Below are 22,228 nucleotides of genomic sequence, written 5' to 3'. Positions count from 1 at the left end.
GTCCGAGCGGCCGTCGCGGTCGCCGCGGTTCAGTAAGATCGCACCTGTGGCAAGCGGCGGAGAGGCAAGGGGCGAGTCGAGGATTCCCGTCGAGGATCGCCTCTTCAGTCTTGTTCTCGCGCTGCTCGCGACCGAGACGGGCCTCCTGAAAGCGGAGATCCTCTCGACCGTTCGCGGCTATGCCGATCGCTTCGATTCCGGTGGTCAGAACGCGAACCTCGAGCGCCAGTTCGAGCGCGACAAAGACGACATCCGCGAACTCGGCATTCCACTCGAGACCGTCGAGTCGCCCGATCGTCCGGGCGACAATCAGGCGCTGCGCTACCGCATACCGAAGGGGCAGTACAACCTGCCAGATGAGGTCAGGTTCACTCCTGACGAACTCGCGCTGCTCGGCCTTGCGGCCGAGGTCTGGCGTGAGGCATCCTTGTCGGCCGATTCGCAGCGCGCGCTCACGAAGCTGCGCTCTCTCGGCATCGAGCCGCGCGAGCCGGTGATCGGCTACGCACCCCGGCTCCGAGTGCGCGACACCGCATTCGAGCCGCTGCGGCAAGCCCTCGACCGTCGACATGCGGTGCAGTTCCGCTACTTCAAGCCCGGTGAGGCCGAGCCGCGACTGCGCACGGTCGATCCGTACGCCGTCGTGCTGCACGACGGCCGGTGGCACCTGCACGCGCATGATCGCTCGGCCGGCGACGTGCGCACCTTCCTGCTCTCGCGCATCATCGGCGAGGTGACGCCCGTGCCCGGTTCGAGCTTCGAGGCCCCGCCGCTCGGCATCCAAGACCGCATCATCGCCGAGCTGCAAGAACTGCACCTGTCAAATGTGGCCGACCTCGCCGTCTCAGCTGGCAGCGATGCCGAAGTACGGCTCGGCAAGCGGGCGATCGAAGGCGACGAAGACGCCGGGGTCATCAGACTGCACTACACCGATGCGGCGGTCTTCGCCGACGAGCTCGCAGCCTACGGCCCCGAAGTTCGAGTGCTCTCGCCCGAGTCGTTGCGCGCGGCGGTGCGCGACCGCCTCGCGGCGGTTGTCGCCGCTCATCGTGCCACCGCGCTTCACGATCCGATCGAGCACGGCGCAGCAGAGCGGGAGGCGCGTTGATGGCGAAGCGATCCAAGCCGTTGAAGGCACCCGACAAGCTCATCTTCCTGCTCTCGTTCGTGCCGTACCTGCTCGAGCAGCGGGTCGTCGACGTCGCCGAGGCCGCGACGCATTTCGGCATGTCCGAAGAGGAGATCCGGCTTGCGGTGCGCCTCATCGCCACCTCGGGTCTGCCCGGCGAGACCGGCACCTACCAGCCGAACGATCTCTTCGACATCGACTGGGACTCCTTCGAAGACGAAGACGTCATCGTCATCGTGCACCACGTCGCGATCGATGACGCACCGAGGCTTTCGGCACGTGAAGCCGCCGCGCTCATCGCGGGGCTCCAATACATGTCGGCATCGCCCGAGAACGCCGGCCGGGCATCGCTCGCCTCGCTCATGGCCAAGCTCACGGCCGGCGCCTCAGCGGCGCCCAGCCGCCTGGCGGTCGCCGAATCCGAAGCGGATGCCTCGCTGGCGCTCATCCGGGCCGCGGTGACGGGCGGACGGCAGCTCGAGTTCGACTACCGCAACGCACTCGGCGTCGCCGGCCGACGGCGCGTCGATCCACTGCGGATCCTCTCCCAAGACGCCGACTGGTACCTGCAGGCGTACTGTCACACGCGCGAAGACGTGCGCAATTTCCGCGTCGACCGCATGAGCGACCTCCTCGTCTCCGATGCGCCGATCGGTGATCATTCCGATCGCGTCGTTCCCGACACCCTCTTCCAGAGTTCCGAGTCCGATCTCGACGTCGTCGTCGATGTGGCGCCCGAGACGTTGCCGCTCCTCGCCGACTATCTCGCGGATTCCCGCACCGAGGCGGTCGACGGGCGGCTGCGGGTCACGCTCCGGCTCGCACACGTGCACGGCCTCAAGCGTCTCGTCGCCGGTCTGCCCGGGCTTGTGACGGTCGTCGAGCCGGCTGAGGCCCGCGCGGTCGTCGCCGAGTGGGCGACGGCGGGCCTGGCGGGATACGCCGAGCAAGAGGCATCCGAAGCGCGATCACAACCGCCGGGCACTGACGACAGGTAGACTGTCGTCACCCTCACCGACGAACGGACGAACACCCATGTGGCAAGGCTTCACCGGTTGGCATGCGCTGATCATCCTCGTGGTCATCCTGCTGCTCTTCGGCGCGCCCAAGCTTCCGGCGCTCGCTCGCAGCCTCGGCCAGTCGATGAAGATCCTGAAGACCGAGGTTCGCTCCGACAAGGTTGACGGCGAGGCACCGAGCGACGAGACGACGAAGACCGAAGAGCCGGATTCCGGCAAGAAGTCCTGATTCCGGTGACCGCGGTGAAAGATCGCGGCGAGAAGAGCCGCGAAAAACGGATGTCGCTCGGTCAGCACTTGATCGAGCTGCGCAAGCGCCTCTTCGTCTCGGCGATCGCGATCGTCGTCGGCACCGGCCTCGGTTGGTGGCTTACGGATCTGTTCATCTGGAACGCGCTCCAAGAACCGGTCGAGCGCGTCGCCGAGGCGCGATCGAATGAGACGTCCCTCGTCTTTCCGACGATTTCGAGTGGGTTCGATCTCTACCTGCAGATCGCATTCACCGTCGGCATCGTGCTCTCGAGTCCGGTCTGGCTCTATCAGGTCTTCGCCTTCCTCGTGCCGGGACTCAACACGCGGGAGCGGCGCTTCACACTCGTCTTCTTCGTGACCGCGATTCCGCTGTTCTTCGCAGGTTGCGCCGCCGGTTGGTTCGTGCTGCCGAACATCGTGAAGCTCATGACCGGATTCGTTCCCGAAGGCTCGCTGTCGTTACTCACCGCGCGGGAGTACATCGACTTCGTGCTGAAACTCGTCGTTGCGATCGGCATCGCCTTCGTCGTGCCGGTCTTCGTCGTACTGCTCAACTTCGCCGGCGTGATCAGTGCGGCGGCGATCATCAAGTCGTGGCGGGTGGCGATTCTCGTGATCGTGCTGTTCACGGCCATCGCGACGCCGTCGGCCGATGTCGTGTCGATGTTCATGCTCGCGGTCCCGATGATCGTGCTCTACTTCGCCGCATGGTTCATCGCGCATCTGCACGATCGTCGTGTCGCGCGCCGCAACGAGGCCGAATTCGGCGCGGCTGTCTAGGCTGAAGGGGTGATGAGCCCCTCGCCGGCCGAGCGTTACGCGCAGTCTCGCCGGCAGCACCGCCAGCCCCGCCTCGCCGAGTTCGTCTCGGGTCTCCGCTTCGATCTCGATCCGTTCCAGCTCGCCTCGTGCGGTGCGCTCGACGAGGGTCGAAGCGTGCTCGTCGCGGCTCCCACCGGCGCGGGCAAGACGGTGGTGGCCGAGTTCTCGGTGTTCCTCGCGATGCAGGAGCCCGGTGCGAAGGTCTTCTACACGACCCCCATCAAGGCGCTCTCGAACCAGAAGTACCAGGAGTTCGTCGAGACCTGGGGTGCCGAGTCCGTGGGTCTGCTCACAGGCGACACGAACATCAACTCCGGAGCTCGCATCGTCGTCATGACGACCGAGGTGCTGCGGAACATGCTCTACGCCGACTCGCCGCTGCTCGACCGACTCGCGTACGTCGTGATGGACGAGGTGCACTACCTCGCAGACCGCTTCCGCGGAGCGGTGTGGGAGGAGGTCATCATCCACTTGCCCGAGGCGGTGCGCCTCGTCTCGCTCTCGGCGACCGTCTCCAACGCAGAAGAGTTCGGCGACTGGTTGCAAGCGGTGCGCGGGGACACCGACGTCATCGTCTCCGAAGAGCGGCCGGTGCCGCTCGAGCAGCACGTGCTCGTCAAGTCGAAGCTGCTCGACCTCTTCGATTCGTCGGGCCAGGCGGCGACCCATCGGGTGAACCCTGAACTGAAACAGCTCGCCCGAGCCGGCGGTCGGTCGATCTCCGGCCGGTCGACGCGTGGGCAGCGCGGCGGCGACCGTGGCCGATACCATCGCGAAGCGCGCGGCAACGGTCGCGCCGACCGGGCGGAGGTCGTCGCCCTCCTGCAGGGCAAAAACCTGTTGCCCGCGATCTCGTTCATCTTCTCGCGCGCCGGGTGCGACCAGGCGGTGCGGCAAGTGCTGCGCAGCGGCATCCGGCTCACCGACTCGGCCGAGCGCGCCGAGATCAGGCAGATCGTCGAAATGCGGGCGCGCGTGCTGCGTGACGAAGACCTCGCGGTGCTCGGGTACTGGGAGTGGCTCGAGGGTCTCGAGCGCGGCGTCGCAGCCCACCATGCCGGCATGCTGCCCGCGTTCAAGGAGATCGTCGAAGAGCTCTTCCAGCTGAAGCTGCTGAAGATCGTCTTCGCAACCGAGACGCTCGCCCTCGGCGTCAACATGCCCGCTCGATCGGTGGTGCTCGAGAAGCTCGAGAAGTTCAACGGCGAGGCGCGTGTGCCGATCACACCGGGGGAGTACACCCAGCTGACGGGGCGCGCCGGCCGCCGGGGCATCGACGTCGAGGGACACTCCGTCATCCAATGGGTCGACGGTCTCGACCCCGAGGCGGTCGCCTCATTGGCGTCGCGTCGCAGCTACCCGCTCAACTCGAGCTTCCGGCCGACGTACAACATGGCCGTGAACCTGATCGACCAGTTCGGCCGGGAACGCACCCGACAGATCCTCGAGCTCTCGTTCGCACAGTTCCAGGCCGACCGCGCCGTCGTCGATCTCGCGCGCACCCTGCGTAAGCAAGAGGAGTCGATGGCGGGCTTCGAGCAGGCGATGACCTGCCACCTCGGCGATTTCGGCGAGTACGCGGCACTTCGCCGTCGCATCGGCGAGATCGAACGTCAGACATCGAAGGGCAATCCGACGCATGGGCAACGCGAGCGGATGCAGCGTGAGCTCGTATCCGCCCGCAAGGCGATGCGGGCGCACCCGTGCCACGGCTGTGCCGAGCGCGAGTCGCACGCGCGTTGGGCGGAGCGCTGGTGGCGGCTGAAGCAGGAGCACGAGCAGCTCTCACGCCAGATCCGCACCCGCACGGGTCAGGTCGCAAAGCGCTTCGACCGGGTCACCGAAGTGCTCGAGTCGCTCGGCTATCTCGAACGTGACAGCGACGGCGCACTCGTCTCCACTTCCTCCGGGCGCATCCTGAAGCGCATCTACGGTGAGCGCGACCTGCTCGTGGCGGAGTGCCTGCGGCGCGGTCTCTGGGATGGTCTCGACGAAGCAGGGCTGGCAGCGATGGCCGCCGCCCTCGTCTACGAGCCGCGGCGTGACGACAGCGGTGTCGAGTATCGACTGCCGCGTGGGCGGTTCCGTGAGGCGTTCGAACGCACGGCCGACACGTGGAGCGTGCTCGATGACCTGGAGCGCGAGCATCGACTCCCCGGCAGCGAGGTGCCCTCACCCGCGCTCGCCTCGGCGATGCACTCGTGGGCGCGCGGCACCGGGCTCGGAACCGTGCTCGGCGACACCGAGCTCGCCGCGGGTGACTTCGTGCGTCTCGCGAAGCAAGTGGTCGACCTGCTCGACCAGATCTCGATCGTCGCCGATGCCGAACTCGGCGCCACCGCACGAGCGGCCATCGACGCTGTGCGGCGGGGCGTCGTGGCGTACGGCACCGTCGCCTGAGCCACCTTCGTCGTCGCCTAGGCTGAGCTGGTGCCAGAGAACGCAGTACGCCCCCTGCTTCCGCTCTGGGGTGCGGTGCTCGCCGCGATCGCGGGCGGGTTCACTTACGATCTCGGATTTCCGGGGGCGAGCATCTGGCCGGCTGCCTTCCTCGGCATCGGGCTCGGCCTGATCGGCCTGATCGGTCGATCCGCCTGGGGCGCCGCCCTCGTCGGCTTCGCGTTCGGGATCACGTTCTACCTGTTGCAGGTGTCGTGGACGGCGCTCTATCTCGGTCCTGTGCCCTGGCTCGCGCTCTCGGTGCTCGAGTCGCTCTTCGTCGCGGGGGGCGGCGTGCTGATCGCGCTCGCGTACCGATGGATGCCACGCGTGAGTACCTCGCCATGGGTGAGGCTCATCGCGCTGCCGTTGCTCGTGGCCGGCCTCTGGTGCGTGCGCGAAGCAGTGACCGGGAGTTTCCCCTATGGCGGATTCCCGTGGGGTCGCGCCGCCCTCAGCCAGTCGGAGAGCCCGTTCGCCCAAGTCGTGTCATGGGTGGGCTCGACCGGGCTCGGGTTCCTGATGGTCGCGCTCGTGTCGGGCATCATCGAATGGGTCCGGCTGGCAGGCTGGCGCCGCCTGAGCTTCGCGGTGCCGACCGTGACCCTCGTCGCCGTCGCGGTGCTCGTGCCGGCTTGGCCGACGACGCCCGCCGGCGAGATCCGGGTGGCGAGCGTGCAGGGCGACGGTCCTGCGGGATACTTCGACGAGCGTGAGCCCGGCGACGTCTTGGCCGCACAGCTCGCAGCGACCGAGCCGATCCTCGATGAACCGGGCATCGACGTGCTGCTCTGGCCCGAGGGCGGCTCCGATATCGACCCGACGCGAAGTGAGTCTGTTGCACGCATCTTCGATGGGCTCTCCGAACGTCTCGATGCGCCGATCGTGTTGAACACGGTGACGACGAGCGACGAGCTCTACTTCAACTCATCGCTGCTCTGGCGTGCCGACGAGGGCGCCGTCGATCAATTCGACAAGCGCAACCCCGTGCCGTTCGGCGAGTACATCCCCGATCGCTGGTTCTTCGATGCGATCGCCGGCGATCTCACTGGGCTCATCCAGCGCGGTTACACGCCCGGCACGAACGCGCCCGTGTTCGATCTCGGCGAGGCGGTCACCGGGCTCGCGATCTGCTTCGACGTCATCTACGACGAAGTGATCTGGGAGGGTGCACGCGACGGCGCGCAGCTCTACATGCTCCAGACGAACAACGCGGATTTCCGCGGCACCGATGAGAACCAGCAGCAGCTTGCGATCGCGCGACTCCGTGCGATCGAAACGGGCCGATCGGTTGTGAACATCTCGACCGTCGGCACGAGTCAGGTGATCGACCCGACGGGGCGCACGATCGACTCGCTCCCGGCCGATGAGCCCGGTGCCATGGTCACCGACGTCGAGTTGCGCGACGGACTCACCCCGTCAGTGGTGCTCGGCGGCAGTGTTCCGCTCGTGATCACGCTCGGGTCATTGGCGGCGCTCATCGCCGCGGGACTCATCGCTCGCCGCCGATCTCGCGACGGCGACGATGAGCACGGTGCAACGAGTGCGGTCTAAGCGCCGATCTTCTGCTGGCCGCGGCGGGCGCGCAGGTAGTTGAGGCGATCTTCGAGCAGTTCCTCGAGCTCGGCACGAGTGCGTCGCTCGAGCAGCATGTCCCAGTGGGTGCGTGCGACCTTCTCGCCCGAGCGGTCGATCTCGACCGGCTTCGAGTCCACGAGCAGCGTTGCGGATGCTCCGCAGTGCTTGCACTCCCACGACTCGGGCAGCTCGGCCTCGGTGGAGAAGGTCATCACGGTCTCGCGACCGCACGTCTCGCAGCGATAAGCGTATTCGGCTCGGGCAGCGAACACCACACCGTCTTCACTCTGCAGGCTCTGTGCGCCGATGCGCATTCCCCGTAGGCTCCTGTCCGCCATGGCGTACTCCTCTCGCTCGTCTACATGTCTAAACGATCAAGCTGGGCGTTCCCTTTCCGCAGCCTGACGTTTAGCGGGGAATTCTCAGTTTCGAGCGACGATGAGCGGCAATGCGATGTCTGCACGGTCGGTCACCAGACCGTCGACGCCGAGATCGAGCAATCTTTGCATGGCGGGTGCCTCGTTGACGGTCCACACGTGCACCTCGGCGCCTGCGCGGTGCACGGCCGCGACGAACCGTTCGGTCACGAGTCGCAGGGGGCCGGTGCGCTCAGGCACCTGCAGCGCTCGGGCACCCCGGAGAGATCGGGTGAGGGTCTTCGTCGAACCCGAGAGCGAGGCGAGACGAACGCGGATGACGCCGGCGGCGCCCGCCGAGGTGACCGCTTCGGGTACCTGAGCGGCGAGCCGTCGGCGGCGCGCTTCAGAGAAGCTCGTGAGCAGAACACGCGGTGCTGCCCGCAGTCGGCGAACCGCTTCGACGGCTGGTGCGACCGCACCCTCGACCTTCACATCGATGTTGAACCGCGTCTCGGGGAACGCATCGAGCGCTTCCTCGAGCGAGCAGAAGCCCTGGGCGCTGCCGAGATCGATGCGTCGCAACTCGGGCATCGTGAGCTTCACCACCTCGACCCGCCGACCCGCGACACGCTCGAGGGTCGGGTCGTGCGCCACCACAGCGGTGCCGTCGTGCGTCAGGTGCACGTCGGTCTCGATGTACTCGCAGCCGATCGTAACCGCCTTCGCGAAGGCGAGCAGCGTGTTCTCGGGGGCATCGAGCGAGAGGCCGCGGTGCGCGAGCACACGCGGCCTCGACGGCTCGAAGTACGCGGAGGCCACGGATTCGGGTCAGAGACGCTGACCGGTGGTCCCAGAGGCATCCGGAGCAGAACCGGCCGGCCCGGCCGGGGCGGCGGGCGTGAACGCCTTGCCGATGCCCTTCAACGCTTCGGTGAGTTCGCTCGGCACGATCCAGAGCTTGTTCGACTCGCCCTGTGCGATCTGGGGGAGTGTCTGCAGGTACTGGTAGGCGAGGAGCTTCGGGTCGGGGTCGCCCTTGTGAATGGCGTCGAAGACCGTGAGGATCGCTTCGGCCTCGCCCTGAGCGCGGAGCACCGCGGCCTTCGCATCACCCTCCGCTGAGAGGATGGCAGCCTGACGAGCACCCTCGGCGGTGAGGATCGCGGACTGCTTGGTGCCCTCGGCGGTGAGGATGAGCGCGCGGCGGTCACGCTCGGCGCGCATCTGCTTCTCCATCGAATCCTGGATGGAGTGAGGCGGGTCGATCGCCTTCAGTTCGACGCGGCCCACGCGAATGCCCCATTTGCCGGTCGCCTCATCGAGCACGATGCGCAGTTGGCCATTGATGTTGTCGCGCGAGGTGAGCGCCTCTTCGAGGTTCAGCCCGCCGACGACGTTACGAAGGGTCGTGGTGGTGAGCTGCTCGACCGCACCGAGGTAGTTGGCGATCTCGTAGGTCGCTGCTCGCGCATCGGTCACCTGGAAGTAGACGACCGTATCGATCGAGACGACGAGGTTGTCTTCGGTGATGACCGGCTGCGGCGGGAAGGAGACGACCGTCTCGCGCATGTCGACGAGCGGGCGAAGCCGATCGATGAACGGCACGAGGACGTTCAAGCCCGGGCTGAGCGTCTTGTGGTACCGCCCCAGCCGCTCGACCACGCCGGAGTACGCCTGCGGAATGATGCGGATCGACTTCGACAAGACGACGATGACGAAGATGACGATCGCAATGACGATGACCGTCACGACGATGCTGGAAATATCCATCTAAGCTCCAGTGCTCCTCTCAATCGGGACGACGACGGCCGTCGCCCCGTCAATACCCGTGACGAGCACACGCTCGCCGACCGCGACATCCGACTGCTCGGTGATGGGCGACAATCGCGCCGTCCAGACATCACCGTTCCGCAGGCGCACCTGCCCACCCGCTGCGGTCACCGTGCGCACGACCTGACCGTCGGCGCCGATGAGCGCGTCGATGTTACTCCGCGCAGGGTCGCCGCCGCGGCGCAGCATTCGGAGTAAGGAGGGCCGCAGCGTCAGGATCAGCGCGATCGCGACGAGTGCCGCGATGATGAACTGCGCCCACCACGGAATGCCGAAGAGCCCGGAGAGGAGCCCGGCAACGCTGCCGAGTGCGAGCATCAGGAACGTCATCTCAAGAGTGAAGACCTCGATGGTCGCGAATGCCAGGATCAACACCAGCCAGACGATCCACGCGTACTGGGTCAGGACATCCAATTCGTTCTCCTTCGCACGCGGCCTGTACCGAAACTATCAGTGCGCATGACTCCACGGGGATCAGCCGGCGGAGTTGATAGTCTCGGTTCGCCTGTTCCGCCGCGGATCAAGTCCGTTCAGCCTCGAGGAGTACCACTGTGACCAACCCGCTCGCCCCCGGTTCGCTCGACGGCCGCGTCGCCCTCGTGACCGGCTCTTCGCGTGGAATCGGCGCCGACACCGCCCGGTACCTCGCTGCAGCCGGAGCATCCGTCGTCGTGAACTACCGCAGCAAGGCACCCCGGGCCGAGAAGGTCGTGGCCGAGATCTCGGCGGCAGGCGGCACTGCGATCGCGATCGCGGCAGACCTGACCGACGCGGCATCCGTCGCCTCGATGTTCGATCGTGCGGTCGCGGAGCTCGGCCCGATCGACATCCTCGTGCTCAATGCCTCCGGCGGCATGGAGACAGGAATGGGCGAGGACTATGCGATGCGCTTGAACCGCGATGCACAGGTGAACGTCGTCGAGGGCGCGCTGCCCCATCTCGCTGCCGGCGCCCGAGTCGTCTTCGTCACGAGCCACCAGGCGCACTTCATCCGCACCACGCCGACCATGCCCGAATACGAGGCGGTCGCGCTCTCCAAGAGGGCCGGCGAAGACGCCCTGCGGGCGAAGCTGCCCGAACTCGAGGCCGCCGGAGTCGAGTTCGTCGTCGTCTCGGGCGACATGATCGAGGGCACCATCACGGCGACGCTGCTCGAGCGAGCCAACCCCGGCGCGATCGAAGCGCGAAAGCAAGACGCCGGGCGGCTCTTCAACGTCGCGGAGTTCGCCGCCGAGGTCGCATCGGCCGCGGTCGACCCCGTACCCGCGGAGAACACCCGGTACGTCGGCGACACTTCGGGCTTCGCTCGCGAAGGCGATGCCTGACCGCACCCGCTCGAACTCGCTCACCTGAGACGGCGGAAGGCCGGCCGAAGCAGTTGCTTCGGCCGGCCTTCGGTTCGCTCGGGCTATGCCGCGGCGGTGACGCCGCGTCCGAAGGTGAAGGCGCGCACGATCTGCACGATGCCGAGCACGATCAGGCTGATGCCCGCGATGATGAAGAGCACGACAGCGCCCCACAACGGCGAGAACAACAGCACGATGCCGGCGACGATGCTCAGGATGCCGAAGAAGATCGCCCACCCCTTCGAACCGGCGTCACTGGACTGGGCGAGTGCGACGACGCCTTCGACGATCCACAGGATGCCGACGAGGATGCCGAGGAAGATGCCGAGGAAGACTGCCGACTCGCTCGGGCTCGATAGCACGATGATGCCGCCGATCACGAAGAGCACACCGAGGATGATGTCGAGCGCCCGTGCGCCGCCCGAGATCCCCTTCGAGAAGATGCCGAGCCCGAGATAGGCGATGCCGGCGATCAGGAAGTAGATGCCGAACAGCACCGTGATGACCACGGCGGAGTTCTTCGGCCAGAACGTGATCAGCAGGCCGAAGATGAGCGCGACGGCACCGCTGATGCCGAGCGTCGCGCGAATGGTGTTGATCGCCGACTTCGTCAGCGACGAAGCGTCGAGCGAGAATGACGCGAATAGCCCACTGGGCTGCGACGTAGACATGATGTGTCCTTTCTGGTGGCGGGTCCTGTGCAGGGTCAGGCTACGGCCGCCTGTCGGCTGAGTGTTGGATGTGAAACCGCGAGTCGTCGGAAGTCTCGGCGTGACGGTGTGCTGCCGGCGGGCTTGCCCGCGATCCCGGCGTCGGCCGGTGCGATCATTGATCCGTGAGAGAAGAAGTGCTGAGCGGCGGCAACATGGAGCCGGTGGTGCGGGTGGGCGACACGGTGCGCCGGGTGGCCGGACCGTGGACTCCGTCGGTGCACGCTCTGCTCGACACCATCCGGGCACGGGGCGTCACGGAAGTGCCCGAGCCTCAGGGGAGCGACGACCAGAGTCGCACAGCAGACGGTGACCGGATCGGTCAGTCGTCACCGTTGGTCGACGTCAGGTCGGCGCCGTTGAGCACCTCGCGGACAAAGCCCTGGGCCCGCCCCCTGAGACCGACGATGCGCTTCTCTCGAGCAGCGTCGACGTCGAACCCGACGTACGCGAGCGACGGGCGCTTCCGCACGTTCACCGAGCAGCCGAAGTCCGCGCAGATCAGGGTGCCGACGGCGTCACCCTTGCGGCCCGCCTGCCCGGCGCGCCTCGCGCCGTAGAACGCGACGTCATTCGTGAGGTTCACGTCTTGACACCATGAGCATTGCGCTCGAGTGCGGGGGAGCGCGTCGGACTGACGGAGGATCAGAGTAACCGGGGAGTCGTCGACTCTGACAGCGATGTACGCCCGGCGCGGTGACTTGCGATCGCGCCAGCCGAAGTAGTCCAGACGATCCCATTCGATCGCGGCGAACTCGAGGGGGAGCGCCATGTCGCTGATCTCTTTGCGGGAGGCGTTGATGAATGAGTTGCGGATGTGTTGTTCCGTCAAGGGAAGCATGAAGGTGACCAATCGTTCCGGCCTTGGCCGGCGTGCGTCATCGGGTCGATGCCCGAGGTTGAGTGAGGTGGCTCTCCGGCGAGCGACGGCGCGTACAGTCGGGGCCTCACGAAGTGCTGATTCCTCGCGCGAGAGGCGAGGTGGTCGACGAAGGGAGGCGGCTACCTCGTGCCGGCGAGAGAGACGCCGACGACCTCCTGACGCCCTGAGGGCGGTTCGACGAATGAGCACGACACGTCGCCAGCATAACTGACGCAGATGGATGTCGCGAGGTTCCAGTGGTATCGCGTCGCGTTCAAGCCACGTGCCGGGGCATTCGGCGTCGCGACGGCTCGGTCAGGCTGATGCGATGACCGAAGGGCCGTCTTGACTGCTCAGGAATCGACAAGCGAAGCTGAGCGATGAGTGCCGGATGCCCCGGCCGCATCACTGGGACGGGAGCCACGTCCTCGCGGCGGTGACGAGCGCCGTTACTCCGATCGTGAGGGTCGGTTCGATGACCGGTGCGTAGTGCGGTGAATGGTTGGACGGAACTTTGAGCAGCGCGGGGTCGTTCATGTCTCCGGTGGTGAACAGCGACGGGTCGGTGCCGCCGAGGAGCCAGTACGACAACGGTGCATTCGCGCTCGTCGCGAGGACGCCGACATCCTCGCTTCCGGCTCCTGCGCCGGGGTCGAGGATCTTGTCCGGTCCGAGCCACGCCGCGAACGCCTGGAGTGTCTTGCCGAGCGCGGCCGCGTCATTCACCACGACCGGGAACCGCTCGATCTCGGTGATCGTCGGCTGTTCAGTAGCGCCGGCGGTCGTGGCTTCGCCTTTGACGATGCGGTCGACGCTATCGAGGATGTGCTGGCGCACTTTCGTGTCGAGGGTGCGGATGTTCAGCTGCAGTTCGGCCTCGCCGGGGATGACGTTTGCAGCATCCCCTGAGTGGATCGAGCCGACCGTGACGACCGCGACATCGGTGCTCGGAACCTCTCGCGACACGATGGTCTGGAGCCGCAGTATGGTCGAGGCCGCCATCACCACCGGGTCGATCGAGTTCTCTGGCCTCGATCCGTGCGCCCCTTTGCCGATCAGGCGCACGAGCAACGAATCCGAGCTGGCATACGAAGCGCCCGCGTGTCCGGCGATCTTGCCGGCCGGTAGTGGGGCCACGTGCTGACCGAGCACGATGTCGGGCTTCGGGACCTTCTCGTAGAGTCCGTCGTCGACCATGGCCTGTGCACCGGCGCCGAGTTCTTCTGCCGGCTGGAAGACGAGCACCAGCGTGCCGGCCCAGCTGGAGGTGTCGGACGAGAGGATCTCGGCTGCACCGAGCAGGCAGGTCGTGTGCAGGTCGTGCCCGCAGGCGTGTGCCACGGGAACGACCTTGCCGTTCTCGTCAGTCGCCGTCACCGTGCTGGCATAGTCGAGGCCGGTGTCCTCCTTGACCGGCAGCGCGTCCATGTCCGCGCGCAGCAGCGCCGTTGGCCCCGCACCGTTCTTCAACACCCCGGCCACCCCGGTCTTGCCGATACCGGTCGTGACGTCGAACCCGAGAGACGTCAACCGCTTCGCCACCATGTCGGCGGTGCGATGCTCTTGGAAACCGAGCTCCGGATGACTGTGGATGTCCTTGTAGAGATCGGCCAGTGCCGGATCGATGTTGATGTTGTCGTGTGCGGTTGTACCCATGAGCGTCGTTCCCCCTGAACGTTCAGCGACTTCCCTGCCTGCAGGATATGAGGTTTATTCGACGGCCGCTAGACCCTGTGACGTCGGGCGCGGGGGAATGGCGATGGTGCCGAATAGGCTTGCGACATGACGGATGTGTCGGCTGCACGGGCTCGATGAGGCTGGAGACCGTGCTCTCACTGCCGTTCACTGGAACCTGGATGGCGCAGAACAGTCCTGCGCGGCGGGTGCCGAGTCACGGCGTGGATCTCTTCGGCGAGCGCTACGCCATCGACTTCGTCGCGGTCGATCATCGCCGACGCACGGGGGAGCACCGTGACTGGCGCACGTTCCTCGCGACCGAACCGGCAGAACGATTCTTCGCCTTCGGGCAGCCGATCCTGGCACCAGCCGACGGGGTCGTCGTCGACGTGCACGATGGCGAGATCGATCACGTCGGGCGGCGGTCGCAGTTGGCGCTGCTGCCGTACATGCTGGGTCAGGCCGGCCGCCTTCGGGAAGGGGTGCACGCGATCGCGGGGAACTCTCTGACGATCACGCTGCCCGAACGCGGTGTGTTCGTGGCCCTTGCCCATCTGCGAAGCGGTTCGATGCGTGTCGCGGTCGGCGACGCGGTGACGGCTGGACAACCGATCGCCGAATGCGGAAACTCCGGAAACTCGACCGAGCCGCACCTGCACATGCAAGTGATGGACAGCGATGACTTCTCCGTCGCCCAGGGCGTTCCGATGTCGTTTCGGAACTATCGAGAGTGGCCACATGGGGTGCATCGCCCGCTGATTCGGGAAGTCGGCATACCAGGTGAACGGTCCATCGTCGAAGCAGCGCGGATCGGGCAGGATCCGAGAAGCGGCGGACTTGGTCGACAACTATCGTGACGTCATGGACATCACCATCCACTCGAGCTTCCTTCCGCACGATGACCCCGACGCCTCGTTGGTCTTCTACCGCGACATCCTCGGTTTCGAGGTCCGCAGCGACATCCGGTACGACGGTATGCGCTGGATCACAGTCGGCCCGGCCGATCAGCCCGGCACGTCGATCGTGCTGGAGCCGCCCGCCGCCGATCCGGGAGTCACCGACGACGAGCGCGGCACCATCGTCGAGATGATGGCCAAGGGAACGTACGCCGGCATCCTCCTCGCCACGCCCGATCTCGATAGTGCATTCGCACGGCTGGTGACCGGAAACGCAGAGATCGTCCAGGAGCCGACTGAACAGACCTACGGAGTTCGCGACTGCGCCGTTCGGGATCCCGCGGGCAACCTCATCCGAATTCAAGAGCTTCGATAGGCGCTCAGCGGTCACCGCCTGTCATGAGGCCTACCGGAGAGCGCGGAAGAACGTACGCACGTCGCCGACCAGCAGCTCGGGGACTTCCATGGCTGGGAAGTGGCCGCCGTGCTCGAACTCGGACCAGTGCACGACGTTGTGGTCGCGTTCGGCGATGGAACGGATTCCGACGTCGCCGGGGAACACTGCGACCCCCGAGGGTACTTCTGAGCGTTGCGTCTGGTTGCCCCAGCTCGCCTGGCCTTCTTTGTAGAGTCGTGCGGCGGAGGTTGCGGTGTTGGTGAACCAGTAGACGCTGACGTTGGTGAGTAACTGGTCGCGATCGACGGCTTCGTCGGGAAGTTCGAACGCCGGGTCGGTCCACTCCTTGAATCGCTCGACGATCCAAGCGAGTTGGCCGACGGGGGAGTCGGCGAGGCCGAAGCCGATCGTCTGCGGGCGGGTCGATTGGATCACGGCGTAGCCGGAGCCCTCCTGCAGTTGTCGTTGCATGTCGGCCAGTCGGGCCAGCTCGGCCTCGTTCATGCCGGCGAGCTCTGCCGGATCTCCGCTGGGGAAGCCGAGGCTGCCGTTGACGTGGACGCCTACGACGTGCTCGGAGTCGATGGCTCCGAGCATCGGTGAGATCACCGCGCCGGTGTCGGTGCCCTGCGCGCCGTATTGCTCGTAGCCGAGCCGGCTCATCAGTTCCGCCCAGGCGCGCGCGATTCGCGACATGTCCCAGCCGGTCTCGTGCGTCGGTCCGGAGAATCCGAAGCCCGGCATCGACGGGGCGACGATGTGGAACGCGTCGGCGGGATCGCCGCCGTGGGCGCGGGGGTCGGTGAGCGGCCCGATGACCTGCATGAACTCCACGATCGAGCCGGGCCAGCCGTGGGTGAGGATCAGCGGCATCGCATTCGGCTCGGGGGAGCGCACATGCAGGAAGTGGATGTTCTGCCCATCGATCGTGGTCGTGAACTGCGGGAACTCGTTGAGCTTCGCCTCCTGCGCACGCCAGTCGAAGGAGGTGCGCCAGTACTCGGCCAGTCCCTGCAGGTAGCCGGCCGGTACGCCGTAGCTCCACCCGACGCCCGGCAGCTCGTCGGGCCAGCGGGCGCCTGCCAGTCGGGCGTTCAGTGCATCGAGTTCGGCCTGCGGGATCTCGATGCGGAAAGGACGAATGTCGGTGTTTTCAGAGGTCATGGAACGAACGTATCGAGCCTTGTGGACTGTTTCCGTCCTAAAGAAGGAACGGCTACCAGGCACGGATCCGAAGGATGAACCGGCTCGCAAGACGCGATTCAGATTGGAGACGTTGGTCCGCCGCTCGGTGTGGTATCGCCCACTGATCAACTCCGCCCTGAGAGGATGGTCGGATGATCGAAGTGGACGAAGTCGGCGTCATCGCGGGCGACGTGACGCTCCTGGCGCCCGTCTCGGCGACGGCGCAGCGCGGTGAAGCGTTGGTCGTGCGTGGCAGGAACGGGGCCGGAAAATCGACGTTGCTGCGAGTGCTGGCCGGGGCACGGAAGCCGTCGAGCGGGAGTGTGCGCATTGGCGGTGCCACGGTGGTCGAGCGCGACCGTCGCTTCCGTCGACGTGTCGCCGCAATGATCGGGCTACCGCCGATGGCGCCTGACCTCACGGTGATCGATCACGTCACTCTGGTCGCAACGACGTGGGCTGACGATTCGTCCGCGCCCGTTGAGGTCGCGCACAGCGTCCTCGCGGAGTTGGAGCTCGACGCGCTGGGGGAGCGGTTCCCACACGAGCTGTCATCGGGCCAGACCCAGTTGGCAGGCCTCGCGCTGGTGCTGGCCAGGCCGTTCGAGGTTCTGATACTCGACGAGCCGGAGCAGCGGCTGGACCCGGAGCACGTCGCCTCCGTGACCCGCGCTTTGCGTGCTCGTCGTGATGACGGCGCGACGCTCGTGGTCGCCACGCACAACCCGGTGCTCGCGCGCGAGCTGGCTGATCGCACGCTACTGCTGGATACGGCTGCATGAGCGCGCGAGCCGGGGTCGCCATCAGGATCTGGCGGGCGCGCAACATCCGCACAGCAGGTGATCGCGCGTTCGTGATCTACACGATCCTCATGGTCGCCGGGGTCGCCGTCGCCCCGGTCGGCCGTGCCGTGTGGCTGAGCGCGACGAGTCCCGAGGCGGTCGCCGCCTTCGCCTCGCCTGCCGCATCCGGAGTGACGGTGCTCGTCGTCGCGACGCTGTGGACGTGCGCGCTGCTGATCGGCCGGAACCGTGGCCCGGCATTGCTGGCCCCGTTCCTGACCTATGCCCTCGCCACCAGCGACCTGCCACGGTCTGACACGTTTCGGGGCCCGTTGCTGCGTGCCGGGGCGCTCGTCACCGCGCTGACGACGATCGTCGCCGGGCTGGTCGGCGGCAGCTTATTGAGCCACGGGTTGGCCGACCCGATCAGCGTCGTGATCTTCACCGCGTTCGGCATGCTCGTCGGGGTCATCGCCACTGTTGCCTGGCTCACCGGTCAAGCGTTCCCGCGCGCTGCTGTGCCCGTCGCTCTGGTTCTTCTGATGCTCGGGGCGACGACGGGTGCCGTCCCGGTCGTGCAGCCGTTCACTCCATGGGGATGGGTCGGGCTCGCCTATCCCGGGAGCGGCTCGTCAGACAGCCTCTTCGCTCTGACCGCTCTCGTCGTCGCTCTCGTCGCCGCAGTTCCTGGCCTGATGAACCGGCTCGAGTCGGCGGCGCTGGCAGAGCAAGCCGCGCGCTGGAACTCCGCGACGAGCCACGCGACGGTCATGGACTTCAGCGCAGCCGCGACGATCTACCAGGGAAGACCGCACATCGGTCGGCGCATCCGCGCTGTCCGACCGATGCATCGACTGCCGATGATCTTCCTGATCCGTGATGCGATCGGGGTCACCCGCACGCCGGGCCGACTGGTCGTCGGCATAATCGCCCTCGCGAGTGCTGGAGTGCTTCTCACGCTTGCGTTCGCGCCGGCCGCACCGGGCTGGCTGCTCGGGGGCGCCGCCGGCATAATCCTCTTCGCCGGGCTCGGCCCACTCACCGACGGAATCCGGCACGCCGCGAGCGTCGCGTCAGACTTGCCCGTCTACGGGATCAGCGACGTACAACTGCTCGCAAACCACACGCTCCTTCCGCTCACCGTGACTGTCATCGTGCTTCTCGCGGTGGTCGTCGTGTGCTCGATCGTCGCGGGAATCGCCCCTGGCGCGCCGATCATCAGCTCGCTCGTTCTCGGATGGCTCGGCCTGATCGCCCGCGTCGGCAACGCGTTGAAGGGCCCGTTCCCGCCGGTCCTGCTCACCCCGATCCCGACGCCAATGGGTGATCTCAGCGCGGTCGTCCAACTGACATGGGCCCTGGACGGCCCGCTCCTCGCGGCGCTTGCAGGAACCGCCGTAGCGCTCGCGTTCGAGGCACCCGTTCTCCTCGTCGCTGTGGCCGCCACTCTCATCGGAGTCGGGATCAACCGCTGGCGCCACCGGTCGTAGCATCCGGCTATGCTCAACAAACCTCAAGGAGGAACTGTGGAGTTCGAGGCTCATGAAGCAGCGCTCGACGTGGCACGCCGATTCATCCGCAATGCGCACCCTGACGCGGCAGCCGCAGCTCTCGCCGGCAGCGCTGCCTCTGGCAAGGCGACCGAGACTTCAGACCTCGACATCGTCATTCTGCACTCGGGCCGACGCGCAAACTACGCCGAAACGACCAGCCTCGACGGATGCCTGATCGAGTCGTTCGTCTACGACGGCGAATCTCTTCGCGAGTGGTTCGACCGGGAGGCGCAACAGCGGCGGGCAGTGGCGATCGACATGTGGGCGAACGGCATTCCGCTCACCGATGGTGACGTTGTCACGGATCTGCAACACCAGGCTCGCGAACGCTTCGCCTACGGCCCAGAACCCTTCACCGAAGGGGAATCGGCAGACCGCAGGTACGCACTCAGCGCCGCGATCGATGACCTCAAGGACGCGCGGCGCGCGGGGGAGGCGTATCTGATCGCATCGGATGTGTTTCTGAAGACCGCAGAATTGCTTCTCGGCAGCAATGGTCGCTGGCAAGGCGCGGCCAAATGGCAGCTCCGCCGCCTCGACGAGTTCGACGATCCCGATGCCAGCCGCCTCGTCGGTTGGGCGAACGATTCTGCGCGCAGCACCGACCCGCTGCAGGTGATCGCCGACGACGTGCTGGCCCGCTGCGGCGGCCGACTCCAAGAGGGCCATGTCCGCGGGCGGCGAGCCTGATGACGGCGCCGTTGTTGCCGAGCCAGTCGGCTCGCCTGGACTATCGGTGGTGGGCGCACGTTCGCCAGCTGTGACGTCGGCAATGATGGCTCTATGACTGACGAGAGGCGAGAGAGCGCGATCGTTGTTGAGCTACGGGAGTTGGACGAGGTCCTCGACGAGTCCCGGTATGCGCTCGATCCGTCGCGGCGCTGGGGGATGCCAGCGCATCTCACCTTGCTCTACCCGTTCCTGCGGCCCGCACAGGTGGATCACGCGATTCTTTCGAAGCTCGTCGAGGTCGCGACGAGCGCGGATCCATTCGATGCCGAGTTCGACGGCTTCGGCTGGTTCGCCGATCGGGTGGTCTGGCTCGCACCCTCGAATCCGGACCCGTTCGCGCGCCTGATTCTGCAGATGACGGACGCGTTTCCGGAGTGCCCTCCGTACGCCGGCGCAGTCGACGAAGTGGTCCCTCATGTCACGATCGGCGAAGGAGGCGAGGTGGACCTCTTGCGCGCGGCTGTCGATGCGATCCGGCCTCAGCTTCCACTCAGGTCGAGGGTGAGATCCTTCAGCGTTATGGCGGGGTCGACGGAGCCCGGATCTTGGCACGTCGTCGAGCGGTTGACCCTCGGCAGCAACCGATAGCGCGGCCGGAATGTGCTTCGAGTTCTCCACGTGTCCATTGCCGCGTCGACGACGATTGCATAATGACTCGAGTTCGAGTCGATGATCGCGCAGGGCGCGTGGGCAGGATTAGGCCATGAATCACATCCTGGTGCCGGCGGCGATCGTTGTCCTAGGGATCGGCGCGGTGTGGAGCTGTGTCGGGTGGGTCCTGGACAACTACGTCAACTCGGCACCGGCGAGCGTCAGTCGATGGGTGCTTTGGTCTGGCGTCGCCGTTCTCGCCGTCGGCGTGCTGCTCTACATCTGGCCGGTGTTCGGGAGCTTCTTCGCTCATCCCGCGTAAAGGGCACGCCGCAATGACTGAACGCCCGGCAGCTCCGTGATCGCGGCTGATGTGCTCCAGCGAACGGCATGCCTGCTGTTGCTAGCGAATGAGCGCTGGCTCAGGTTCGGCATGCCGGTAGAGGCACGTATACGATGGCCTTGAATTCGTCCGTGCCGGCGAGAGTATCGGGCTGGTGCGGCGTCAGAGTGGACACCGAAGATGGATGCTTCCTCGACCAGAGATACTTCTCTTGCATGCGCGGCGCATGAGGACCAGGAGAGTGACCTTGAATCAGAGAATGCATACGCGGAAGTCGTTGTACATGGCATCGATCATGGTCTGCGGACTTCTCGTTGCCGGGTGTTCCGCTGGGGACGCGGCAGGTGCAGCCACCACGCCCCCGACGAATGATGGGAAGCCTGCTGCTGCAGAAGGCATCCCGACGGACGCGGCGACCGCAGCCACGTGTGCCACTGTGAGTTCGGTCGTGACGACGCTGGGCAATGCTCGCCAGGATCTCTCGTTGGGCACCATCACTGCGGAACAGTATGTAGCGCTGATCGAGTCGGCCTTCACGGGCTACCTCTCCTTGACGGCGTTCCCCGAGTCGCAGCGCGGCCTGCGCGATGAGTTCGAAGCGGTCGTCGCGTACATCGAAGACAATCCAGACGCGGCGACAGGGGCAAGGTTCGATCCGGCAGCGGCCGGCTACTTCGAGGTTTCGCTACCGATCGCGGAAGCGTGTGAGGCCAACCTCTCTGAGATAGCCGTTTTCGCTACGACGGGTGGCTGAGAGGACGACGGTGGTGAGCACATCGGCCCGAAGGTCACCGTTTATCGTCGTCATCGCGGTGCTGTCGGCGCTGGTTCTCTCTGGGTGTGCGTCGCGCTACCCAGAGAGGTCCCCGAACGACCCGGGCATTCCGGAAGCGCGCGCCGAGGCGACAAGCCAAATCGCCGAGTTGCAATCCCGACTTGACCTCTCGGACCGCGTCATCGTCCTCGGAACCGGGCAGAAGGGCGATTGCGGCGAAGCGAACAACTGGTGGTTCGACGACACCGACCCCGGCTACCGGTGTTGGATGTCGTGGACCGCCGTGGCCGTCATTCCGGACGCCCAATCCTCCCAGGAACTCGCGGCCGCCGTCGACGACGAGATGGCCGCGCTCGAACTCCCGTACCAGCCAGGCGGCATGGTGCGAACCCTCATGTCGCTGTACCCGCCGCACCGCGAAGTCGCGGCATATGGGTCGATCAGCGGCGGCGGCCACGAAGGCACCGTCCGCTTCGAAGTCAAGGCCGAACCCTTCCGCGCGGATTTCTGGCCCACCCCGTCGATCGAGAACAGCGGGTCCGGCGACGCCGCCGACATCAGCGTCGCCGACGTACAGGCGACCGGCGCCAACCAGATCATCGAGCTGAGTGCATCCATCGAGTACTGGAATTCAACCGGGCTCCCGAACCTCGAATTGCCTGGGACCCCCGATGCCGTCAACGTGGTCTTCTGGGGCTACGGGGACGCGAGCGTTATCGAGCTCGCAGACTGGTCACCCGCTGAGGCGCCCGAGGCATGCGTTGTCGACTCGGCGATTGATCAAGCCACAATCGCCCGATCCGACCAACCGTTCCCGTATCTACGCCTGACATTTGCACCGACGGCAGGGTCCACCGACCAGCAGCGCGTGCGCGAGTGCCTCCTCACCAACATGACATCCGGCACGCTCGTATCGCTCCACCCAGAAGGGTGACCTGGAGATCCGCCTCC

The 22,228-nt window shown here is 66.2% G+C and carries 23 protein-coding genes and 2 pseudogenes; 17 read left to right on the top strand and 8 right to left on the bottom strand.

The features are described 5' to 3' along the window. Positions 1-46: 46 nt before the first annotated feature. From AC1C2R_RS16565 to lnt, 6 genes are read left to right on the top strand one after another with little or no spacing between them, the layout of a single operon-like run. Entirely contained in the window at positions 47-1,108 is a 1,062-nt protein-coding gene (locus AC1C2R_RS16565; protein ID WP_495380663.1) for a helix-turn-helix transcriptional regulator, read from the top strand. Next, positions 1,108-2,127, top strand: a complete 1,020-nt coding sequence (locus tag AC1C2R_RS16560) for a helix-turn-helix transcriptional regulator (protein WP_495353998.1) — start codon at positions 1,108-1,110, stop codon at positions 2,125-2,127. Before AC1C2R_RS16565 ends, AC1C2R_RS16560 begins: the two co-directional genes overlap by 1 nt. Positions 2,128-2,164: 37 nt before the next feature. Then, positions 2,165-2,377, top strand: a complete 213-nt coding sequence (gene tatA, locus AC1C2R_RS16555; RefSeq protein ID WP_495353999.1) for a twin-arginine translocase TatA/TatE family subunit — start codon at positions 2,165-2,167, stop codon at positions 2,375-2,377. Positions 2,378-2,382: 5 nt separating this feature from the next. Then, on the top strand, positions 2,383-3,180 hold the full coding sequence (gene tatC / locus AC1C2R_RS16550) for a twin-arginine translocase subunit TatC (RefSeq protein WP_495354000.1): 798 nt from the start codon (positions 2,383-2,385) through the stop codon (positions 3,178-3,180). 12 nt (positions 3,181-3,192) lie between these two features. Beyond that, a complete protein-coding gene (locus tag AC1C2R_RS16545; RefSeq protein WP_495354001.1) occupies positions 3,193-5,622 on the top strand; it encodes a DEAD/DEAH box helicase in 2,430 nt (809 codons plus the stop codon). A gap of 30 nt (positions 5,623-5,652) precedes the next feature. Then, positions 5,653-7,215 (top strand): apolipoprotein N-acyltransferase, encoded by a 1,563-nt coding sequence (gene lnt / locus AC1C2R_RS16540; protein WP_495380662.1) that lies wholly within the window; start codon positions 5,653-5,655, stop codon positions 7,213-7,215. On the opposite strand, the gene AC1C2R_RS16535 is transcribed toward lnt, so the two are convergent. The 4 genes from AC1C2R_RS16535 to AC1C2R_RS16520 all read right to left on the bottom strand — a co-directional run bounded on the left by AC1C2R_RS16535 (position 7,212) and on the right by AC1C2R_RS16520 (position 9,842). After that, positions 7,212-7,577 (bottom strand): RNA polymerase-binding protein RbpA, encoded by a 366-nt coding sequence (locus AC1C2R_RS16535; protein ID WP_495354003.1) that lies wholly within the window; start codon positions 7,575-7,577, stop codon positions 7,212-7,214. The genes lnt and AC1C2R_RS16535 overlap by 4 nt on opposite strands. 84 nt (positions 7,578-7,661) lie before the next feature. After that, positions 7,662-8,381 carry a glycerophosphodiester phosphodiesterase family protein gene (locus tag AC1C2R_RS16530; RefSeq protein ID WP_495380661.1) on the bottom strand — a complete coding sequence of 240 codons (720 nt, stop codon included), beginning with the start codon at positions 8,379-8,381 and terminating at the stop codon, positions 7,662-7,664. A gap of 45 nt (positions 8,382-8,426) precedes the next feature. Continuing rightward, the gene (locus AC1C2R_RS16525) at positions 8,427-9,368 is read right to left on the bottom strand and encodes an SPFH domain-containing protein (RefSeq protein WP_495380660.1); all 942 of its coding nucleotides are present in this window, start codon (positions 9,366-9,368) and stop codon (positions 8,427-8,429) included. Continuing rightward, positions 9,369-9,842 carry an NfeD family protein gene (locus AC1C2R_RS16520; RefSeq protein WP_495354006.1) on the bottom strand — a complete coding sequence of 158 codons (474 nt, stop codon included), beginning with the start codon at positions 9,840-9,842 and terminating at the stop codon, positions 9,369-9,371. Between the two features lie 137 nt (positions 9,843-9,979). On the opposite strand from AC1C2R_RS16520, the gene AC1C2R_RS16515 reads away from it, so the two are divergent. Beyond that, positions 9,980-10,753 (top strand): SDR family oxidoreductase, encoded by a 774-nt coding sequence (locus AC1C2R_RS16515; RefSeq protein ID WP_495354007.1) that lies wholly within the window; start codon positions 9,980-9,982, stop codon positions 10,751-10,753. Between the two features lie 83 nt (positions 10,754-10,836). Here AC1C2R_RS16515 and AC1C2R_RS16510 read toward each other — a convergent pair whose 3' ends face one another. The 3 genes from AC1C2R_RS16510 to AC1C2R_RS16500 form a co-directional block, all read right to left on the bottom strand. Then, positions 10,837-11,445, bottom strand: coding sequence for an HdeD family acid-resistance protein (locus AC1C2R_RS16510; RefSeq protein WP_495354008.1), 609 nt, complete (start codon positions 11,443-11,445; stop codon positions 10,837-10,839). A gap of 361 nt (positions 11,446-11,806) precedes the next feature. Then, complete coding sequence (locus AC1C2R_RS16505) at positions 11,807-12,325, bottom strand: FBP domain-containing protein (RefSeq protein ID WP_495354011.1); 519 nt, start codon at positions 12,323-12,325, stop codon at positions 11,807-11,809. 426 nt (positions 12,326-12,751) lie between these two features. Next, complete coding sequence (locus AC1C2R_RS16500; RefSeq protein WP_495354012.1) at positions 12,752-14,002, bottom strand: amidohydrolase; 1,251 nt, start codon at positions 14,000-14,002, stop codon at positions 12,752-12,754. Between the two features lie 242 nt (positions 14,003-14,244). Here AC1C2R_RS16500 and AC1C2R_RS16495 point away from each other — a divergent pair, with 242 nt between their 5' ends. Both AC1C2R_RS16495 and AC1C2R_RS16490 read left to right on the top strand, forming a co-directional pair. Then, positions 14,245-14,880, top strand: a complete 636-nt coding sequence (locus AC1C2R_RS16495) for a M23 family metallopeptidase (RefSeq protein ID WP_495380659.1) — start codon at positions 14,245-14,247, stop codon at positions 14,878-14,880. Between the two features lie 4 nt (positions 14,881-14,884). Then, a complete protein-coding gene (locus AC1C2R_RS16490; RefSeq protein ID WP_495354014.1) occupies positions 14,885-15,295 on the top strand; it encodes a VOC family protein in 411 nt (136 codons plus the stop codon). A 30-nt stretch (positions 15,296-15,325) separates the two neighbouring features. Here AC1C2R_RS16490 and AC1C2R_RS16485 read toward each other — a convergent pair whose 3' ends face one another. Further along, the gene (locus AC1C2R_RS16485) at positions 15,326-16,480 is read right to left on the bottom strand and encodes an epoxide hydrolase family protein (protein WP_495380658.1); all 1,155 of its coding nucleotides are present in this window, start codon (positions 16,478-16,480) and stop codon (positions 15,326-15,328) included. A gap of 221 nt (positions 16,481-16,701) precedes the next feature. Between AC1C2R_RS16485 and AC1C2R_RS16480 the strand changes: the two are divergent. From AC1C2R_RS16480 to AC1C2R_RS16445, 8 genes and pseudogenes are all read left to right on the top strand, one after another. Then, positions 16,702-17,283, top strand: a pseudogene (locus AC1C2R_RS16480) (ABC transporter ATP-binding protein); the annotation flags it as partial. Then, positions 17,280-18,773, top strand: a complete 1,494-nt coding sequence (locus tag AC1C2R_RS16475) for a hypothetical protein (RefSeq protein WP_495380657.1) — start codon at positions 17,280-17,282, stop codon at positions 18,771-18,773. The pseudogene AC1C2R_RS16480 and the gene AC1C2R_RS16475, both read left to right, overlap by 4 nt. 9 nt (positions 18,774-18,782) lie before the next feature. Then, positions 18,783-19,067: pseudogene (locus AC1C2R_RS16470) on the top strand (nucleotidyltransferase domain-containing protein); the annotation flags it as partial. A gap of 15 nt (positions 19,068-19,082) precedes the next feature. After that, a complete protein-coding gene (locus tag AC1C2R_RS16465) occupies positions 19,083-19,526 on the top strand; it encodes a hypothetical protein (protein ID WP_495381115.1) in 444 nt (147 codons plus the stop codon). A gap of 93 nt (positions 19,527-19,619) precedes the next feature. Then, positions 19,620-20,156, top strand: coding sequence for a 2'-5' RNA ligase family protein (locus tag AC1C2R_RS16460; protein ID WP_495380656.1), 537 nt, complete (start codon positions 19,620-19,622; stop codon positions 20,154-20,156). Positions 20,157-20,271: 115 nt separating this feature from the next. Further along, positions 20,272-20,481: a hypothetical protein gene (locus AC1C2R_RS16455; protein WP_495380655.1), complete on the top strand. Its 210-nt coding sequence runs from the start codon at positions 20,272-20,274 to the stop codon at positions 20,479-20,481. A 304-nt stretch (positions 20,482-20,785) separates the two neighbouring features. Next, positions 20,786-21,256: a hypothetical protein gene (locus tag AC1C2R_RS16450; RefSeq protein ID WP_495380654.1), complete on the top strand. Its 471-nt coding sequence runs from the start codon at positions 20,786-20,788 to the stop codon at positions 21,254-21,256. 13 nt (positions 21,257-21,269) lie between these two features. After that, positions 21,270-22,211: a hypothetical protein gene (locus AC1C2R_RS16445; protein ID WP_495380653.1), complete on the top strand. Its 942-nt coding sequence runs from the start codon at positions 21,270-21,272 to the stop codon at positions 22,209-22,211. The last annotated feature ends 17 nt before the right edge of the window (positions 22,212-22,228 follow it).

It is taken from the genome of Agromyces sp. Y182 (assembly GCF_059445385.1).
Note: the sequence above shows the minus strand (reverse complement) of the source record. Positions and strands in the feature narration are given on the sequence as shown.

Excerpts from the sequence above, each read along its gene's own strand:
- AC1C2R_RS16560 (WP_495353998.1), top strand. The coding sequence starts at position 1,108 with ATGGCGAAGCGATCCAAGCCGTTGAAGGCACCCGACAAGCTCATCTTC.
- tatA (WP_495353999.1), top strand. The coding sequence starts at position 2,165 with ATGTGGCAAGGCTTCACCGGTTGGCATGCGCTGATCATCCTCGTGGTC.
- AC1C2R_RS16545 (WP_495354001.1), top strand. The coding sequence starts at position 3,193 with ATGAGCCCCTCGCCGGCCGAGCGTTACGCGCAGTCTCGCCGGCAGCAC.
- AC1C2R_RS16535 (WP_495354003.1), bottom strand. The coding sequence starts at position 7,577 with ATGGCGGACAGGAGCCTACGGGGAATGCGCATCGGCGCACAGAGCCTG.
- AC1C2R_RS16525 (WP_495380660.1), bottom strand. The coding sequence starts at position 9,368 with ATGGATATTTCCAGCATCGTCGTGACGGTCATCGTCATTGCGATCGTC.
- AC1C2R_RS16510 (WP_495354008.1), bottom strand. The coding sequence starts at position 11,445 with ATGTCTACGTCGCAGCCCAGTGGGCTATTCGCGTCATTCTCGCTCGAC.
- AC1C2R_RS16505 (WP_495354011.1), bottom strand. The coding sequence starts at position 12,325 with ATGCTTCCCTTGACGGAACAACACATCCGCAACTCATTCATCAACGCC.
- AC1C2R_RS16500 (WP_495354012.1), bottom strand. The coding sequence starts at position 14,002 with ATGGGTACAACCGCACACGACAACATCAACATCGATCCGGCACTGGCC.
- AC1C2R_RS16490 (WP_495354014.1), top strand. The coding sequence starts at position 14,885 with ATGGACATCACCATCCACTCGAGCTTCCTTCCGCACGATGACCCCGAC.
- AC1C2R_RS16485 (WP_495380658.1), bottom strand. The coding sequence starts at position 16,480 with ATGACCTCTGAAAACACCGACATTCGTCCTTTCCGCATCGAGATCCCG.
- AC1C2R_RS16475 (WP_495380657.1), top strand. The coding sequence starts at position 17,280 with ATGAGCGCGCGAGCCGGGGTCGCCATCAGGATCTGGCGGGCGCGCAAC.
- AC1C2R_RS16460 (WP_495380656.1), top strand. The coding sequence starts at position 19,620 with ATGACTGACGAGAGGCGAGAGAGCGCGATCGTTGTTGAGCTACGGGAG.
- AC1C2R_RS16455 (WP_495380655.1), top strand. The coding sequence starts at position 20,272 with ATGAATCACATCCTGGTGCCGGCGGCGATCGTTGTCCTAGGGATCGGC.
- AC1C2R_RS16450 (WP_495380654.1), top strand. The coding sequence starts at position 20,786 with ATGGCATCGATCATGGTCTGCGGACTTCTCGTTGCCGGGTGTTCCGCT.